General features: G+C 32.8%; 17 protein-coding genes. 1 reads left to right on the top strand and 16 read right to left on the bottom strand.

What is annotated here, in order from left to right; all coding sequences use genetic code 11:
* Nucleotides 1-144: 144 nt before the first annotated feature.
* From ASF10_RS13185 to ASF10_RS13165, 5 genes are all read right to left on the bottom strand, one after another.
* Nucleotides 145-1,410, bottom strand: a complete 1,266-nt coding sequence (locus ASF10_RS13185; protein ID WP_230039709.1) for a sensor histidine kinase — start codon at nucleotides 1,408-1,410, stop codon at nucleotides 145-147.
* Nucleotides 1,407-2,081: a response regulator transcription factor gene (locus ASF10_RS13180; RefSeq protein WP_056249981.1), complete on the bottom strand. Its 675-nt coding sequence runs from the start codon at nucleotides 2,079-2,081 to the stop codon at nucleotides 1,407-1,409. The genes ASF10_RS13185 and ASF10_RS13180 overlap by 4 nt, the downstream gene beginning before the upstream one ends.
* Nucleotides 2,082-2,329: 248 nt before the next feature.
* Nucleotides 2,330-2,980 carry a DUF1345 domain-containing protein gene (locus ASF10_RS13175; protein ID WP_056249979.1) on the bottom strand — a complete coding sequence of 217 codons (651 nt, stop codon included), beginning with the start codon at nucleotides 2,978-2,980 and terminating at the stop codon, nucleotides 2,330-2,332.
* Nucleotides 2,981-3,012: 32 nt separating this feature from the next.
* Nucleotides 3,013-4,533: a phosphoethanolamine--lipid A transferase EptA gene (eptA, locus tag ASF10_RS13170; protein WP_056249977.1), complete on the bottom strand. Its 1,521-nt coding sequence runs from the start codon at nucleotides 4,531-4,533 to the stop codon at nucleotides 3,013-3,015.
* Nucleotides 4,520-5,347: a phosphatase PAP2 family protein gene (locus ASF10_RS13165; RefSeq protein ID WP_198529589.1), complete on the bottom strand. Its 828-nt coding sequence runs from the start codon at nucleotides 5,345-5,347 to the stop codon at nucleotides 4,520-4,522. Before ASF10_RS13165 ends, eptA begins: the two co-directional genes overlap by 14 nt.
* Nucleotides 5,348-6,517: 1,170 nt before the next feature.
* Between ASF10_RS13165 and ASF10_RS13160 the strand changes: the two genes are divergently transcribed.
* Nucleotides 6,518-7,228 carry a DJ-1/PfpI family protein gene (locus tag ASF10_RS13160; protein ID WP_056249971.1) on the top strand — a complete coding sequence of 237 codons (711 nt, stop codon included), beginning with the start codon at nucleotides 6,518-6,520 and terminating at the stop codon, nucleotides 7,226-7,228.
* Between the two features lie 49 nt (nucleotides 7,229-7,277).
* Here ASF10_RS13160 and ASF10_RS13155 read toward each other — a convergent pair whose 3' ends face one another.
* The 11 genes from ASF10_RS13155 to ASF10_RS13105 all read right to left on the bottom strand — a co-directional run bounded on the left by ASF10_RS13155 (nucleotide 7,278) and on the right by ASF10_RS13105 (nucleotide 17,591).
* The gene (locus tag ASF10_RS13155) at nucleotides 7,278-8,117 is read right to left on the bottom strand and encodes an AraC family transcriptional regulator (RefSeq protein WP_056249969.1); all 840 of its coding nucleotides are present in this window, start codon (nucleotides 8,115-8,117) and stop codon (nucleotides 7,278-7,280) included.
* A 434-nt stretch (nucleotides 8,118-8,551) separates the two neighbouring features.
* Nucleotides 8,552-8,983 carry a hypothetical protein gene (locus tag ASF10_RS13150; RefSeq protein ID WP_056249967.1) on the bottom strand — a complete coding sequence of 144 codons (432 nt, stop codon included), beginning with the start codon at nucleotides 8,981-8,983 and terminating at the stop codon, nucleotides 8,552-8,554.
* A gap of 416 nt (nucleotides 8,984-9,399) precedes the next feature.
* Nucleotides 9,400-9,819, bottom strand: coding sequence for a hypothetical protein (locus ASF10_RS13145; RefSeq protein WP_056249964.1), 420 nt, complete (start codon nucleotides 9,817-9,819; stop codon nucleotides 9,400-9,402).
* A gap of 162 nt (nucleotides 9,820-9,981) precedes the next feature.
* Nucleotides 9,982-10,536 carry a YceI family protein gene (locus ASF10_RS13140; RefSeq protein ID WP_056249961.1) on the bottom strand — a complete coding sequence of 185 codons (555 nt, stop codon included), beginning with the start codon at nucleotides 10,534-10,536 and terminating at the stop codon, nucleotides 9,982-9,984.
* Between the two features lie 5 nt (nucleotides 10,537-10,541).
* Entirely contained in the window at nucleotides 10,542-10,937 is a 396-nt protein-coding gene (locus ASF10_RS13135) for a c-type cytochrome (RefSeq protein WP_056249959.1), read from the bottom strand.
* A 20-nt stretch (nucleotides 10,938-10,957) separates the two neighbouring features.
* The gene (locus ASF10_RS13130; RefSeq protein ID WP_056249956.1) at nucleotides 10,958-11,800 is read right to left on the bottom strand and encodes a DUF5777 family beta-barrel protein; all 843 of its coding nucleotides are present in this window, start codon (nucleotides 11,798-11,800) and stop codon (nucleotides 10,958-10,960) included.
* A 20-nt stretch (nucleotides 11,801-11,820) separates the two neighbouring features.
* Nucleotides 11,821-12,216, bottom strand: a complete 396-nt coding sequence (locus ASF10_RS13125; protein WP_056250389.1) for an OB-fold protein — start codon at nucleotides 12,214-12,216, stop codon at nucleotides 11,821-11,823.
* Between the two features lie 168 nt (nucleotides 12,217-12,384).
* Entirely contained in the window at nucleotides 12,385-13,287 is a 903-nt protein-coding gene (locus tag ASF10_RS13120) for a hypothetical protein (RefSeq protein ID WP_056249953.1), read from the bottom strand.
* A 307-nt stretch (nucleotides 13,288-13,594) separates the two neighbouring features.
* Nucleotides 13,595-16,099 (bottom strand): TonB-dependent receptor, encoded by a 2,505-nt coding sequence (locus tag ASF10_RS13115; protein ID WP_241774952.1) that lies wholly within the window; start codon nucleotides 16,097-16,099, stop codon nucleotides 13,595-13,597.
* Between the two features lie 27 nt (nucleotides 16,100-16,126).
* The gene (locus ASF10_RS13110) at nucleotides 16,127-17,026 is read right to left on the bottom strand and encodes a FecR family protein (protein ID WP_056249949.1); all 900 of its coding nucleotides are present in this window, start codon (nucleotides 17,024-17,026) and stop codon (nucleotides 16,127-16,129) included.
* Between the two features lie 49 nt (nucleotides 17,027-17,075).
* The gene (locus ASF10_RS13105) at nucleotides 17,076-17,591 is read right to left on the bottom strand and encodes an RNA polymerase sigma factor (RefSeq protein WP_056249946.1); all 516 of its coding nucleotides are present in this window, start codon (nucleotides 17,589-17,591) and stop codon (nucleotides 17,076-17,078) included.
* Nucleotides 17,592-17,614: the final 23 nt, after the last annotated feature.

The following is a 17,614-nucleotide window of genomic DNA, read 5'->3' as shown; positions in this document are numbered from 1 at the left end:
ACATCTCAATATTGTATTAAATCTGAATTTTTGGTTTTTGTTAAGAATTATTATTATTGAAGAATTATTCTTCAGGTTTTTTTTATGACGTATTTATCAATAATTCATATGAAAATATGTAAAAAATGGGTTAATGCAGAACTCTCAGAAACGAACACTGAAACAATGAATATTATTATTGTAAGAGTAAGAGATTTTCCAGCCATTTAATTCCGTGATTTTTTTTATTATTGCCAGTCCTAGGCCATTACCATTTGATGATGCTCCGCTTTTAACAAAGCGGTTAAATAATTTTTCAATAGGAAGAGGGATATTTACCCCTGTATTTAAAATAAGCAGTTCGCTACTCATTGTTCGGATAATAATACTACCGCCATCATGATTATGACGCACAGCATTAAGAACAAGGTTATTAATTAATATTTCTGTCAGAACGGGATTTCCGATGATTTTCAATTGTTCAGAAATCTGCACATTTATTAAAATTTCTTTCAATTCTGCCTGTTCATTGAAAAAATCCAAATGTTTGTCAATGTGTTCATTAATTAAAATGGTGTTTTTCTCCAAGTAGATTTCATGTTCAATTTTAGACAACAGCAATAGGTTTTTATTGAGTCTGTTTAGTTTAGCAACATCTCTGCTCAAAGCCCCCAGCACATGAGTCTGTTCTTTATTGAGTTGCATCTGGAAAAGTGTGTCAATTTTATTTTGGAATAGCGCCAGAGGGGTCTGAAGTTCATGTGCCGCATTTTCAACAAATTCTCGCTGGCCCTTATAAATAGCCGTGTTTTTCTCAATTAGAGTTTCAAGGCTTTTATTTAGACGGTCAAATTCATCAATGTCTGTCTCTACAAAATGTGGCGGTTTATTTTTATCTATTTCAAATTCATGAATCTGATCCAAAGTATTGTAGAAGGGTTTCCAGCGTTTAGAAGCCGTTTTTTTTGAAAGCCAGACAATTCCAATAAAGAGTATTATAATTATAAAAGTAAACATGGCTGCTATGCTGTAAACCATACGTTCCATTTCCAAAAGATGTATTTTTTCGGTGTAGGTGTATCTTTTACCTGCAATTTCGACAGGTGCATAAATAATGCGAAAAGGTTCTTTTTCATCAACTGCTGAATCTTCCTGCATAGTACCGACGATCGAGTCCTTTGTAACTCCCATATCCGGAAGTATGGTAAAATGCAGATTGAATCTGTTCCATGTCTTTATATCCTCTGCCGTGAAATTCTTGGTGCTTTGCTTTACAAAAGCATTTTTATGCTGCACCAGCACTTCTTCTGTTTCGTAAACATATAGCCATTGACTTACAAAGTAGAATATTGGAGCACAGATGATCAGAATGACTACAGCCAGGGCAAGAAAATCACGTGTAGTTTTATGAAGCAGTTTTTTTTTATTCATTTTTCCCATTTATATCCTTCGCCGTAAACTGTTCTAATGTAGTCGCCAGAACCAGCCTTGGCCAGTTTTTTTTTGAGGTTTTTAATATGTGCATATATAAAATCATGGCTGTCAAGCATATCGGCCATATCTCCTGAGAGGTGCTCTGCAATTGCGGCTTTTGAAAGCACCTTGTTGTTGTTTCCTATCAGAAACAAAAGAAGGTTGAGTTCTTTTCGTGTCAAATCTACTCTCAGTTCATTAACCATTACAGTTTTTGTGAAAATTTCAATTCGGATTTCTTTAAAAACAATACTGTTGCTTCCCTTAAAGTTTCTGCGTCTTACAAGAGCCTGCATTCTTACCAGCAGTTCTGAAAGATGAAACGGTTTAGTAAGATAATCATCAGCCCCAAGGCTGAATCCTTCAATCCTTGTTTCAAGTGTTTCTTTAGCCGAAATTATGATCACACCGTCTGTTTTATCTTTATTTCTAAGTTCTTTTAATATATCAAATCCATTCCCATCAGGAAGGGTTAGGTCTAAAAGTATACAGTCATAATCATAGTTGTCAATTTTCTGTACCGCTTGAGCGTAATTGTACACGGTCTCACATGTGACACCGTTGTCTTTAAAATAACTCGATATGCTTTGAGCTATTTCCTGCTCATCCTCTATTATTAGAATTTTCATTAAAATTAATTACGAATTGATAACAGATTTTTACTAATATAAATTTAAGATATAAGGACATAAACTAAAGCTCTTTTTGCTTTCATTTTATCTAAACTCTTGTAATATGTTTTTTGAAAAACATGTAAGTTTACATTCCAATTTTGAATTAAATCTGAATTTTAGCAGTTTCTTTTTTTTTTAACTAATAAATGAGATTATTTTTACTGAAAATAATTGTGATTACTAAATTTTAGAAGTGCAGCACATTATTTTTGTGCCATGCTGGAAATAATGTTTATTCCTAATGCGAGTATGGTTGTATTAAACAGAAATGACAAAACCCCGTGTAATAAGGCAGTTCGTCTAATCTTTCGATTAAGAATTGAAACATCAGAAACCTGAAATGTTGTGCCGATTACAAAAGAAAAGTAAACAAAATCTAAATAGTCCGGTTCTTTTTCTCCGGGAAAATCAAGACCATCGTATGAATAATGAAGGTTAGCATATTTGAATGCAAACGTTGTATGTACTACCGACCAGGCAGTGCCCACCGAGGATAAAGTCATGACAGTATGCGTAATTAATTCCGTTCCAGTTTTTTGCCCGGCAGATAGATAGAGCAGCAAGATTCCCATAAGACTTACGGATGTTGTTAAAAGCATAAATACCGATAATACCGTGCGTCCCGAATCCTGTTTTTTAGCGCTTATTCTGAGTTCATCCACCCTGCAGGTCAGGATGGTGAACCACGCAAAAAATAAATGGGTCAAGGAAAATGCCAGCCAGACTGCCATTAGATGTACAGAAGCTTTGTTTGTACCACTTCCGATAATAATAGCAGTAATTCCTCCTGCAGCTGAAGAAATAATAAGTCTCGACCTGTTGCTGAGCCGGTTAATAAAAGCTGTTGCATTCATAATTAATTACATAATTTATTTATTAAAAACTGCTATTCAAAAATGTTCAATTTTTCATTATAAATAGGACTTTCAATATTTAGAAAATTTAAAACACTGTGAAAAACATGATTTTGTGAAAGTGTTTTATTTGGCTTAATCTTTTTTGAATTTTCTGATACCCATACAATAAACGGGATTTCATACTGCTCTTTTGGTGCAATACTTATTGGAAGACCGTGCATATAAAGATTTTTTTCTCCCAGTGATTCACCGTGATCTGAAACAAAAATCATTGTACTGTTATAGTCTTTTAATTCTTTTAAATTATCAATAACAGTCTTGAGGATGTAATCAGTATAAACTATGGTGTTATCATAGGCGTTTAGTAATTCAGTCTTAGAGCAGTTTCCCAATTCAACGCTGCTGCACACTGGGCTGAAATTTTGAAATTGCGCAGGATATTTCTTGCTGTAGGTAGGTCCGTGGCTGGTACTGGTATGCAATACAAAGAGAATTTTATCCTTTTTACTGGCAAGTACCTGATCTTTAAAGCGAGTAAGGAGAATCCCGTCGTAACTGCAGTCTGCTCCTTCACATGACCGACTTAAAAATTCCCTGTTCTGATAATTTTTTATATGGAGAGGAGGCTCTCCCCAGTTTGTTGTTCTCCAGATAACTTCTATATTATTTCTAAATAAGTAGTTAGGTAATATTTCATAAAGTTCATCAGTCTTTTTATAGTCAAGAATTGCTTTTACGCCTGCGGTGGTGTAAGTTGCAGAAGAAACAGCCTTAAAGTGGTATAAATTCTCTGTTTTCGAAAGCAGCGGATTGGTTTTTTTCTTATAGCCGTATAAAGAAAAGTTCTCACTTCTTGCAGATTCACCTATTACTAAAACCACAATGGATTTTTTGTTGTCCTTAATAACAGCATCTGGTAATAATATTTCTTTCTGATTTTTCTTGTACTGGTGAATGTAAAAAAGCGATGTGTTGACACTATAAGACCATGGCATTGCCAATCCTCCCAGTTTTTTTGAATTTTTGTCAATCCACAACCAGTTACCGGAATTAACAAAAACCAGTATCAAAACCAGGATAAGGGCAGAAGTGCATAGCGTTATAAATTTTTTAAATGGTTCATTTATGATTTTTATTTTAAAAATCAATATGCCCGGAATAATGCCCATTACAATTATGTATAAAACTAATTTTATTGAAAAGAAACTGCTTGATTCTACAGGATTAGTGTTCGTTATGTTGCCAACCATGCTTTCATCTATAATTATACTGTATGTATTAATAAAATAAACAGCAGCGGCATTGATTATAAAAAATAGTAAAAGCAGCAGTTTACCTGTATAGCGGGAGAGAAAAAGCAGGAAATAAAAAACTAAAAAATTTAAAACCAGCATTAATAGTACTAAGCTGAGAATTATTATGATGCCGTTAAAACTCGCATAATCAAGATTATTCAATACAAAGCTGAAGAAAGGATAGTGAAAGATTAAAAAATTTACAAAGCTCATTATAAAGGCAAATTGCGCGGTTGATAAATTACTTTTTAGCATATACGGCAACAATTTTAATTAGAGAGAATGTCAAGGTTAGTAAAGATAAATAATATATGATAAAATTTTCATTAATAATTTTATTTATCAATACTAAAGAACAGACTAGAGAGGCTGTTATGAAAAAAGGATAATATTTTTTTTCATTTATCCATTTCCAGAGATTGTATTTTTTGCTTATAAATATACCAAGCAATGCCGAAACATATCCGATAATACTGCCTATGATGACATCTATAGGGTAATGAGCTCCAACGCCAACTCTTGTAAAAACAAGGATCAGGCCTGTAATTACAATAAAAGAGCTCCATATTATTTTAAGTTTAAGCTTGCGGGGCATAAATGCAAATAATAAGAGAGTGAGTGCTGTAAAAACTGTTATTGAATGACCCGAAGGCACGCTGTTATTGCCCGACAAGGTTTTACCGATGATTATAAAACTATCATTGTTAAATACAGCAGCGGGCCTTGGCACTGCGAAGATTTTTTTCAGAAAACTTGAAAACATACAGGATATAAGAAGTGCGGAGGCTAAAGACTCCCATAGTTTTGGTGCGTATAAAATAAAAATGCTTAAAAACGAAAACACGACTAATGCATTGCCAGTTTCAGTAAGATTGTATTGTATACTGGGATATCTCGAAAGAATTGAATTTAGTAGAAAAAAGTAATCCTGCTGAATTTTTATGTATGACTCAGCACGAAGTGAATCCTCTATATACAGTAAACTTAAAATGGCAGAAATAAGAAAAGCTGGTAAATAAAAAAGAGATAATTTCAGCTTGGAAAAATTGTCAATTACAATTGAGTTCATTACGTATTTTATCGGAGGATTTAATTGCACGTAACGGATCTTCTTTATTTTAATAATCGTATGTTCAAGGAATAATTGATACATTTTATAAATCTTTGTTTATCATAACTTTACACTGGCTTAACCTTGATAAAATATTAGAAATATTTTATTGTGAAAGATTATAATTCAATTTTGTAGTTATCCTGAATTTTTATCTCTACGTTTTTTTATATCTATTATTTTTGGTATTATGTAGTTGAAAATCAATGCTTTGTTTTAGTTTTTGTTTTTTTTTTAAAACAGAAATTTAACTTTTGAAGCAGCACATCTGTGATAATATTTACGATTAGGAAGCAATGTAGTACGTTTAAAAAATTTAGATTAGAAACTTTAATTGCCGAATTGATCCTTAAGTGAAATAATTTTTTCTAGATCATTTTTTTACACATCCTTGTAGTCATTGAGGTTTACCACTGAGTAGTGTGAATTATGTTCGTAGGCGCAGCATTCACCTTAAGACCTGTAAAGGATATTAGGGAAGATCTACAGGAGTTGTTGTGATTGCCGCTGAAGGTTTTTAGCAAATTCCAAATGCATTGCGAGCTTGAATTCATAAACAATTACTGTCATATAGCGCAAAAAACTAAAGCCTCCAAAGTCATCTGACTCTGGAGGCTGTTTTGTCAGAACCTTGCCATTCTAATTGGTAATTATTTTTATAGGATCTTTCCCTGACGAGGAATTAAATCAAGATTATTAATGCCTGTAATTTTGTAAAGAAATAACGAATTTAAAAATGCTGAGCTGATATAACCAAAAGTGCCGTTCTTGGTAGCTGCAGGATTCTTCTAAACATATTTGGGCTGCCTCATAACAAAAAGGAAAAAACCCGCCATGCAACTAATTAAATGGCGGGTGTCCATAAACATAATCTTCCATTTTATGTCTACTTATTAAAAGCTTGTTTAATCAAACGTTGAATATACAACTCAATTTTGTAGTTATCCTGAATTTTTATTTCTATGTTTTTAGTTTTTATGTATCACAACAAAACATCAAAGTACAATTAAAGATACCAAAAGTGTAATTTTTATAGATTGACACTAAGCTACTTTTGTCACGTCGCAAAAATAGCTTAGCCGGCATAAGATATAGCGATTCAAATTATTATTTAAATTAAAATTTCTCATGAAAATAATACAAATTACCTTGGTAATTCTTTCGTTTTTCTTTTGCTCATTAGATGTTAATGCACAAAATAGCCAATTCAATATTCCAAAAGATCGCAAGATCAATATTGGAGTATTAGTGTATGATGGAGTAGAGATAGTGGACACAGGTGGTCCGATTGATGTTTTTGTTAAGGCCAATAATATGACAGGCAAATACAAAATTTACACAGTATCAGCTACTAATAAAAAGCAGATAATTATGGATGGAGGGACGGTAAATTTGGTGTCGCAGTATACCATTTACGATGCACCTCAATCTGATATCCTGATAATTCCAGGAACCTCTCCGGAGATCGTTAGAACTATCTCAAAAGACAAAAATATGATGGATTGGATTGTAAAACAAAATGAAAAGACCCAAATTACAATGTCAGTTTGTACTGGAGGTCTTATACTGGCAAATACTGGGCTTCTTGACGGGCATTCTGCAACTACACACCATTGGTCTTTGGACGAGATGCGATTACATAAAAAAATAAAAGTGAAGCAAGAGGCACGATTTGTAGCTGATGGCAAGTTTTTGACGGGTGCCGGAATTACTTCTGGAATAGATACAGCGCTTGAGGCTGTAGAAATTATACAAGGCAAAGATTTTGCAGATGAAATTGCTCAAGGTATGGTTTACGATCGTTACAATGACATGGAGTTTTTATTAACAAAAAAATAAAAACACTAAATCAATAACTACTGATGGATTCATTTTATCAGTAGTTATTCTATTTTCCTTCATAATGTTTTCTGTGAAATTCCTTAGGGGTTTTACCGATATGTTTCTTGAAGAATCTGTTGAAATAGCTATCAGTTTCAAATCCCAGCTGCCAGGCGATCTCCTTGCTTGAAGCATTCGACCAATACAGCAGTCTTTTGGCTTCTAATAACAAATGTTCGTCTATTAACTGTTTTGGAGTTTTAAAAGTGGAACTTCTAATATATTGAGTTAATATTCGTGTGCTAACATTGAGCCTGTCTGCATAAAATTTTACTTGATGTTGCTTTTGAAAATTTGCCTTTAAAAGCGTTTTAAAATTACTATAGATTCCATTTTTATTTTGATCCGTAATAGGATATGTCTCTGAAAGTCTCAAGCACTTTACTATTAAAACGTTTAGCAATGCTTTGAGTAATTCATAGTCCTTTTTATCATTTAGACTTTCCCTTGCAATAATTTTGATAATTTCATCCAGCTGATTAAGTTCCTCTGAAGAAATATTGATGAATGGTCTGGAAAATACTTGACTCACTTTTTGTAAAAAGGTCTGCTGTTGATCCGAAATGAAATTTGTTGAGAATGCTATCGAAACTATTTTACAATCACTTATATCAGGGTGCGTGTGAACGTGGTCAATGTCCAGCATTAAAACTGCGGGAGATGAAACTAATTCATGTTCGAAATCAGAAAGATGAGCAACAGATCCCTCATACAAAAAACTCAGTATGTAATAATTATGGCTATGTGCATTTAGATCCGAAAACATGAATTTTTCCAGATCATCTTCTTTTAGGAATACAAAATCATTTTTGAGATCTATTTTATATCGAGGCAAGATAGTATTCATTCTTTTAAATTATCAATTCTTCTGGTAAGATGTTCAAATTTAATGCTTCTTTGCCAATTTTACAATAACATTATAGTGTTTCCTCTATGTATTTCTGGTTAGTAAAATCGATTGTTGTCCAAAATCCATAATCCTTCAGGCCACATATTTCAAATAAGATTTACACTTAGCTATCCTGATTTTTAAAAAATCTTTTTACGATAAACACACAACTGTAGAAAAAAGCTATCTAAGCTTTCTTTTAATAGGTTTTTCATTGTTGGTTTTTCAAACTCAATGAAACTTAGTCATTGGTGGCAGATATTTGAATGCTTGCTGCTACTAAGACAAAAGCTTCAGAGAAATTTGGTTTTTATTTGTCTACTTTTATCATTGTTCTGGAGAAAAGCTAGTTCGTGCTCTATTTTTTCATCTGTTTAATTACTTTGTAGTTGTCACATTCTAAATCCTCTTTTGTGAGAAGAAAGCTTTTGTTGAGGAAATACTGAAACCTGAGCAATGGCTTCCTTTAATGTCGGAATTGAATTTATTGAAAGGTTTTTTAGTTCCGATTTTTTCAAAAGTTGTCCATATCTGTCTTTATTTGTGATTTCCATTTTTTGTATATCAAAACCGTCGTTTTCTTTTCTTACCCAAAAATCGCATACAATACGGGGATTATCATCTCCAGACCATTGTAGATAAGTCGTTAGTAAAAAGTTTCCGTCTCTAGTAGATCTTTCTTTACCATTGTTACAGGCTTCCATATATTCGGTAATGCTTTCTTTCAACTTTCCAGGATAGGCTACTTGTGTTTGAAAAGAACCATCAAAGCCTTTGGCTATAAGAATTTTAGCGAAGTCATTTAAATCAGGCAAATGTTTCATAATTTTAAATTTTAGTTTATTATTTGAATATTGTAGTTTCAATACGGTGAATTTTTAATATTGAAACTTTAACTATCAGGTATAATCAATTTTGATTACACCCTTTTTTATTTATCTTTGCATCACAAAACTCAATCAAAAGAGTCGGCTAAAAGTTTTAGATCTTCAATTAAAAGGTTCGTATTCGCTCCTTCTAAGGTCACGAAAAGCCACTCATTTGAGTGGCTTTTTTGTTTTCTATAAGTTTGCTTTGTAACGTAGCTCAGATATTTATGATGTTTAATTTTTTTAAAGTTTACCTTTTGATGCGTTACTCTATTATTTGTTACCTCAAAAGTGTATTTTTTTTAATATTAAACGCGTTTTTATTTTTAATTAATTGATTCTTAGTTTTTTTTGTTTTAGTGGGTTGAAAGTTACAGGAAACTTAAAACATTCTCTCTGGTATTAGTATCAAAATGCTTTAGAATTTGTTTTGGCGCTGGGATGATTTCTTTACAAATAGAGTCAAACCATTCTATTTCTTTGGTAACTTCTGCGCAGCATTCATTTTTTGAATTGTAAAAGCAGCTTTTTATATTAATTTTATCATCTATATAGCAATGTTTCATCTCTACAAAAAAATGCTCTGTAAACATTAGATTTTTGTGACAAACCAATATGTGATTTTTTTCTTGTAATCCCACATGCAGCGCATTAAGTTTCTCTCTTGAGAAACCGTTATGAAATAGAAAATGATATAAAATTCGAAGTGTATAAGAAATGTATGCATTATCCTCCATGACCATGCCATCATTTACATCTTCTCCGGAAACAACATAATTTTTGCAGACCATTTAAATGTAGTTTAGATTAATAAAAAAAGAGGTCAGCTAAGTATCAAACTGACCTCATAACATTATTCATGTTTAATGATCTTCCAAATCAAAAAGATTTTTATTCAGATACTTATTGGTGGGTATACAACAATATCTCAATATTTGATCTTTTCCAAAAGATCATTTAGTCAATAAAAAATTGTAATTAATTTTTATCTTATCAGCAATTTTTTTTCTGACCAGACTTGGGATTTCGATATCAAAATCTTCCGGCTTTGCTTCAAATGAACCAACAGCATTTACTCCGTTTGCAGCTTTTGAAATTTTTACGATTACGGTAACAGGTTTTGTTTTTCCGTGAATAGTAAGATCTCCTTTTAAAGTGAAATTTTTAGGCGTATTAGTAATTTTAGAAATATCAAAATCTTCTATTTTGCCTTTTAAAGTTGCTTTTGAGAACTTTTCAGATTCCATATAATTCTCGTTGAAATGTTCCTCCATTAAAGCAACCTTAAACCTAAAACCTTTTATAAGAACCAATGCAGCAAAATCTCCGGTTGATTGTTCTAAGACTGCAGATACACTTTTGTTTTCGGCAGCTACTTCTTCATAAGATGGCATTGAAGCCTGAAATTTTATATTCCCTGTTTTTGTGATCAACTTTTGTGCAAATCCACTTGTATTTGCGATAAGGACCAATGCTAAAACAAAGAAATTGAGAACTGTTTTTTTCATAATAATTAATTTTCTTTTAGTCCGTCAGTATTCCATTTTACAATTACATCAATATTTGCCTGTGACATTCTTCCAGCTTGCGGCATAATACCCTGCTGTCCGCTTTGCAACTGAATTCGGTTTAATAAGCCTGCACTTTCAACTGCTGCTTTTACCTCTGCATAAGTAGTCAAAGGTCTAAAGCCTGCAGATCTTCCGCTTTGGTGACATCCTATACAATTGGCATCAATAATTGATTTTGCATTTTTAGTGTAAGTAGTTGCCGCCACCGGGTCAGGTGTAGTTCCAGGACCTGGAGTTACAACTGGGTCTTTTGGTGTTTCGATATCCTGATAAGTGTCAGAGTCACTACAGCTTGTTAGTACTGCCAGTAAAATTGTAAATGCTATTGCTTTTTTCATAATTTGATTATTTGTAGTTATTAAAATACTCTGTATAGGTTAAATCCAAAAAAGAAATCTCCTTTACCCCAATCTCCGGACGCATTGGTCAGGTATCCGCTCTCGCTCATAGATTGTGAGTTGGTAAATATTAGTTGAAATACGTGTCCGCCGGTTTCGACATCAAGACCAACAGAAAGGGGATTATTATAAAAGTCAGGTTTATTAAAATTGTGCATGTATTCTAAATTAACAGACAATCTTTTGGTGATTTTATAACGTCCGCCTCCTCCAAAAGAAAACTGATCATCTCTTTCTAAATCAGGATTGTAAAGATTTTTATGTATAAATGACGGCACTAATTCCAGTGATAGTTTTTCGCCAATTTTTCTGGAGATCAATAATTGCTGCACATAAGTCATGCGATGCTTAAATTCTAATCCGGGATATTGCTCTTTTTCTAAAAATGTATTAATGTCGGCAACACTATACCCAACAATGTCCAGCGGAAAATTATCGTTTTGTCTCGCCATTCGGTATTTTACTCCCGTTTCATACATTTTGTTTAGTGTGTGTCTGGAAAGGCTAACAGACAACCAATCTGTAACTCCGTAAATACCGCCCAATTTTGTGGTAGCATTATCAAGACCAAAAAAACTATCGAAGCCATCTTTAACAGTACCAAAACGATGTGAAACCACAAAATAGAACTCTTTTTTTGCAGGCATTTTTGTGGTCTGCAAAGTTACCAGCTGTAAAGCTTTAAAAGTTGCTGTAGAATAGCTGTCTTCAACCTGAGTTGAATCAAGGCTTTTTAACAAATCATCTTGCGAATATGCCATAGTAGCTAAAAAAAGGCATATTGAAACTAAAATTTTTTTCATAAATGGATTAATTGGTTTGTTTATTTATTAATGGTGCATTGGTCTATTTTAACCTCCTGAAACAGTTCGTCGTAACCAATGCATTTACCTTTAACGGTTACTTTATTACTTGTAATTTTGTCTTTAACTTTTTGAGTAAACAGACAAAAGACGGTGTTTTCAAGTATTACTACTGAATCAGTTTGTTTTGTAACGGTACCTGTTATTTCAATAGTTTTATTGAGGTATAACAGATCTGCTTTTTTTGGATCAGCATTATAATCGTCAAGTAATTTTGTTGCGGGTATATTGAAATCAGGTACTTCTGATTCTATATTACGTGCTTCTTTAAAGAGAAAACCGTAATAAAAATAAATACCGGCCGAAGCCACTATTAACAGAGCTGCAATTATAATTGCTGTTTTTTTTCTTTTCATATGCATTGTTTTGGTAAGATTTAATAGTAAAACAGCTTCGATGAAAATTACCCTACCAAAAAAATGTTATTTTCTAAAAAAAATTCAAATTAGTCCAACACCTTATTGGACTAATTTGAAAAAGAGCATATTATCGATAGACATCAATCAAATTGAATAGTAGACTTTTTAGATTGCAAGCGGCGAATCTTTTACAGGTACAGGCCAAACAGCCGGAGCAGGAAAACTAATTCCTTTATTTGCCCCTCTTACAGAAGCGTCTTGTCCAAAATAATATAAAGGCCAACCGTTGTAAACCAGTTGAGATTTGCCAAATACTGTAATTACAGAAAACTTAGATTTATCAAGAACAGAAGGAACCACAATTTTGTCTGTTTCATAAATTGGCCAAACCCCATTATTAGAAAAGTCTGCTTTTGTGAAATTGTTTTTCTTGAAATTATCATTTTTGAAAGTGTATAATGTCAAACCTTTAGCATCTGTAAAATAGGTAGTCAAACCATCACCAACAGTATAATCAGACTTGTAGTTTTTTCCGTCATGTCCTGTAAGCTGACTTCTTACCAGCATAATCGAATAATCTGGTTTTGCTATAAACCAAATACCGCCAACACCGTCTCCGGTTGTTTTACCGGCAGCTTCAGGTACATTTTTGCCTGCGTTGCCATATCCGTCGTCTCCTGAAACTGGTGCATAATAATACAGTGGCCAACCTTTGTAGGTTACTTGTTTTTTGCCAGATGCAGTGTTTACAGTACTAAAATCCGCCAATGTTAATCCTGAACCTAATTTATCAGCAGTTAGATTATCTACTACAAAAGCAGGCCATAAAGCTTCACAACCGCCTGTACAAGAAACTTGTCCGTTTGCATCTGTTGCGAAAACATATAAAGATCTTCCGCTTTTATCTGTTAAATAAGAGCCTAATGTTGCACTCGTAGAAAGATTAACTTCTGTTTTTAATTCTGGAGTAGTAGGAGTACTATTGTCATTATTATCACTACTGCAACCAGCGAAAAATGTAGTTGCTACAAGAGCAGCTAAAACGAGTTTAATTTGTTTTAATTTCATTGTCTTTTTGATTAGATTAATTTTATAGAAAGGGAAAAAACATGCTTTACAGGAATCGTAAAGCATTGTATTGTTTGATTTAGATATCAATAAATATCTATTTTAATGAGGATTTCGTTTTTCTATAGTAGGTTACGAACTGTCATAAGAATAAAGTATCAATTTTTTTAAGGAAGCCATTTTTTATTGTTTGAAGGGATTCAATAGTAAAACAGCCTTATAGTAGATTACCCTACCAAAGAATTGATATTTTATAAAAGAAATAAAAAGAAGGAATATAGGATTGTATCATCCGTGTAAAATAATCTTAGAATGAAACTCTAAAGCTCATGTTTGGAGTTCTTTGCAGTGCAAACGTTTCTACTTCTTCAATAGAATTTGTTATAGTACTTACCCTATAATATTCGCTGATTTCATTTTTCCTGTTTAGGATATTTAAAATGGAAATCCCTAATTTGTATTGAATTCCATTTTCGGTTTCCCATTTATAAGTTGAGGAAATGTTGACCTGTGAAAAAACATGTAAATTGTTGCTATTGGGTTTATTGTAAACCAATACAGGATTATTAAGGTCAATTTGTGAGATGTCTGGAGTAGTTTTTGGACGGCCGGAAGTCCATTTTGTTCCCAAAGCAATTTTAAAATTGTTTTTCTCATAAATTCCCGCCCATGAAACACTATGCATTAACTCAAAGTTATTAGGGAAAACAGGAAATTCATAATTAGAAAAATGATAATTATTATGATTATAAGTATAACTTAACCAAGTCAGAAAGTGATTCATTTTTTTTTGAACAAGCATTTCTGCTCCCCAAATTTCATAATCGCCAGTGGTTCGAACAAACTCTAACTGATTCTGAAAACCCTGACTCGAAGTGGTAATTCCGGTTACTTTTTTATAGAAATTTTCGACATCCAACAACCAGTCATTCTTTTTATAAAATAAGTTTAAGGATAGTTGTTTGCTTCTTTGAATAGGAATTGTATTGTTGTCTGATATAATCCAGCGTCTTTTTTCAATACCAAAATAATCTTTTTGCAAATCAATAATCTGCTGAGAATTTTGACTTTTCAACTCGCCCAGCAATTCTAAATTTAAGCTTTTACTGATTCCGTAATTGAATTGAATTCGGGGTTCAACAATATATTTTTTAAACTTTTCAATGTAATTAATTCGGGTTCCAACTTTAAAATAGGTTCTGGAAAGTGTGTCGTTATATTTTCCTTCCAAAATTAAAGCATGAGTTCTCAAAACGTCTTTTACTTTGCGATAGAAATCAGGATTTTGTACCTTTTCTAAATTTGTAATGCCCATTTCATTATATTGATAACCATCGTTTAAGCTAAATTTAGAGCTAATAATATGATTATTTTCTAAATTAAAACCATTATTATTCACCGCATTTTCCTGAATAACGAGTTGGTTTTCATAAGTATTTTTTTGATTTGCCAGAAGTTCATAAGACGAGTTATAGACATTCACTTTAGTGGTATTAAAAGAATTCCAGTTTCTTTTCCAGGACAAATTTCCACCATAATTTTGCTGGCGCAAGACATTATTTTCCGATCTTATGATGCTGTATGCAGTCGCACTTTGAAAAACTTCCAAATTGTCTTTAATGGTTATTAAATCAAGAATTATTTGATCTTTATTTCCTATTTTTTGAGCGTATTTAAGGGTCGCATCATAAAAACCAAATTTTTTATCACTTCGATAATCTACATTTTGGGTTTGCGAAAAGTCAGTGATGGTAGTATTTTGAAACACTTTGTCGAAATATTCTTTGTAGGTAGGAGTTTCTGCAAAATCAGTGATCGATTTTCGGGCTGAAATTTCGATATAACTTTTTTTCGAAAGATTATACTTCCCGTAAATATCAGCATTAATCATATTTATTCCGGCGCTAAAAGAATTCTTTTCTGTTGTTTCCGGCGTAGAAGAAATGGCAACTACACTCGATACACTTTCTCCGTAAAAAGCAGAACTTCCGTTTTTATATATAGAAATAGTATGGGCTAAATTGGGATTAAAGACTGATATTAAACCAAAAAAGTGTCCGGTTTGAAACATTCGGATCCCGTTCCATAAAAACAAATTCTGATCGTGCGTACCACCGCGAACATTGATGCTCGAAACGCTTTCATCAAGACTGTTTACACCCGGAATTTGTTGCATTGTTTGCAAAGCATCAGGTTCGATAAGTCCTGGCAGAATACCAAATTTCTTGGGCTTAATCTCAAAAGATCCGTCTGTGTTTTTTGAGATTCCGAAAGCCAAAATAGCACTGGCTTTAATTTCTTCAAGGGCAGTAATCTCTGGGTCTAATAGAATTTGAAGGCAATTTTTAGAATCTGTGTTGACTGCAGTAATTCTTTTGGCTATAAAACCGATATGACTAATTAAAAAAGTGTTTTTATCTTCTTTCTTAAACTCAAAATAACCGTTTGAATCCGTTGTAACCTGAATTTGATTACTTGTAATATTAGCGTTTTCAATAGGTTTTTTATCAGAACTCGAAATGACGTATCCGCAGATTTTTGGAGATTGATTGTCCTTCTTGTAAATATTAATAAATTTATTGCCTATGTTTTCAAAAGACAAATTGGTTTTCTTCGCCAGATATTGTAGTTTTTGGTCAAGCGTAAGTGATTTTTTTGGAGGGTTTAATTCCAGTCCGGCAATATTTTCCTCGGTATAATTAAAGCTAACCTGATGTTGTTCTTCAATATCATTTATGATTTTCTTTAAGGGCATAACTTTTCCTTTGTCCTGTGCAAAAAGGTTCAGGATAAAGAAAAATGTGAAAAACAAAAAATGAAATGATTTGGGGAACAGCATTTATTTTTCGTCAAATATTATTTTATTTTTTGAGACTTTTTTGGCCTCTAAATGATAGGTTGTACTAATAATCTGCAAAGCAGTATCCAGGTCTTTAGCGGGCAATTTTCCTGTAAATAACGAAATTGTATCTTTCGAATTCAATTCGATCTTAACATTATATTGCCTTTCTACTTCGTCTAATAACGTTCTGATGTTTTCTTTATTAAAACATATTTGATTGTCGATCCATTCCGGTTTCAGCGAATTTACACTCATTTTAACTTGCTTTCCGTTTTCAAAACGAACACTTTGACCGTGCGTTAATACAATTTGAGTGTTGCTATAATTCACTTTTACACGTCCTTCGTAACACACCACATCAAACCTGTTTTTTCTGGCTTTAACGTTAAATTGAGTTCCCAAAACCGTCACTTTTCCCAGATCAGTCTGCACTTCAAAGCGTCGTCCTTTAGCGACTCTAAAATACGCTTCACCTTCTAGTTCCAGATGCCTGTTGTTGTCCCAGTTCCATTTTTTGTAGTTGATCTCAGAACCTGAGTTTAACACAACTTCAGAATTATCGGGTAACGAAAAAGTGGTTCTTTCTCCAAAATCTGCTGTTTGCGTTTGCGGTACAAAAAATTTCATCACAAAGGTTATTCCAAGCGCTAACACAAATATTGCTGCGGCTCGAAACATCCATTTTTTGTATAAAGGAACCACTTTTGGCGTCATTTTCTTCTGACTCAAAATGTTAGACAGCATAGTATTTTCATCCAGATCATCTATTTGTAAATGTTTGGTGTAATTCTTTATCTTTTGGTATTTCTCAAAATCGGGGCTAGCCTCAAATTCAGCTAATTCATCCGGAGATAAATCATCGTTGAGCCATTTTGCTAATAAGCGATTTTCTTTCATTTTGTGGTACTATATTATTAAAACAATTAGAACTAAGTTTACCCTACTTTTATAAATCAATTTCTTTACGCAGACTTAACAAAGCCAGATGAATGCGTTTTTCGACTGCCTTTACGCTAATATTTAAGTCTAAGGCAATTTCGCTGTATTTTTTTCCATCAATTCTGTGCATCAAAAAAGCAATGCGCTGTTTTTCGTTTAAATTTTCAATGGCTTTCAAAAGTTTGGTCTGAAACTGTTTTTCCTCCAGAAGATATTCCGGGCTTTCATTTGTTTTATCCAAACCTGTGAAGTTTTTTTCATATTTCAAGACTACTTTCTGGTGCGCAATTTCGTTGAGACTGCTATTATTGGCAACAGTATAAATATAAGACTTTGCTTTTTCTATTGGTACCGAAGCACAGTTTTGCCAAAGTTTTACAAAGGCTTCCTGCGCCAGATCATCTGCCTGGTCAATATTGCCAAATTTGTAAAAAAGAAAATTCCTAAGTGCTTTTATGTGACTTTTAAAAAAAGAGGAAAAAATTATTTCATCACAAGTATTTGATTGGTTTTTAAGTGGCATTTGGATTTCGATTTATACGATGT

This window comes from Flavobacterium sp. Leaf82, assembly GCF_001422725.1.
In the GTDB taxonomy this organism is placed as follows: domain Bacteria; phylum Bacteroidota; class Bacteroidia; order Flavobacteriales; family Flavobacteriaceae; genus Flavobacterium.
This window is presented reverse-complemented; position numbering and strand designations above follow the sequence as displayed.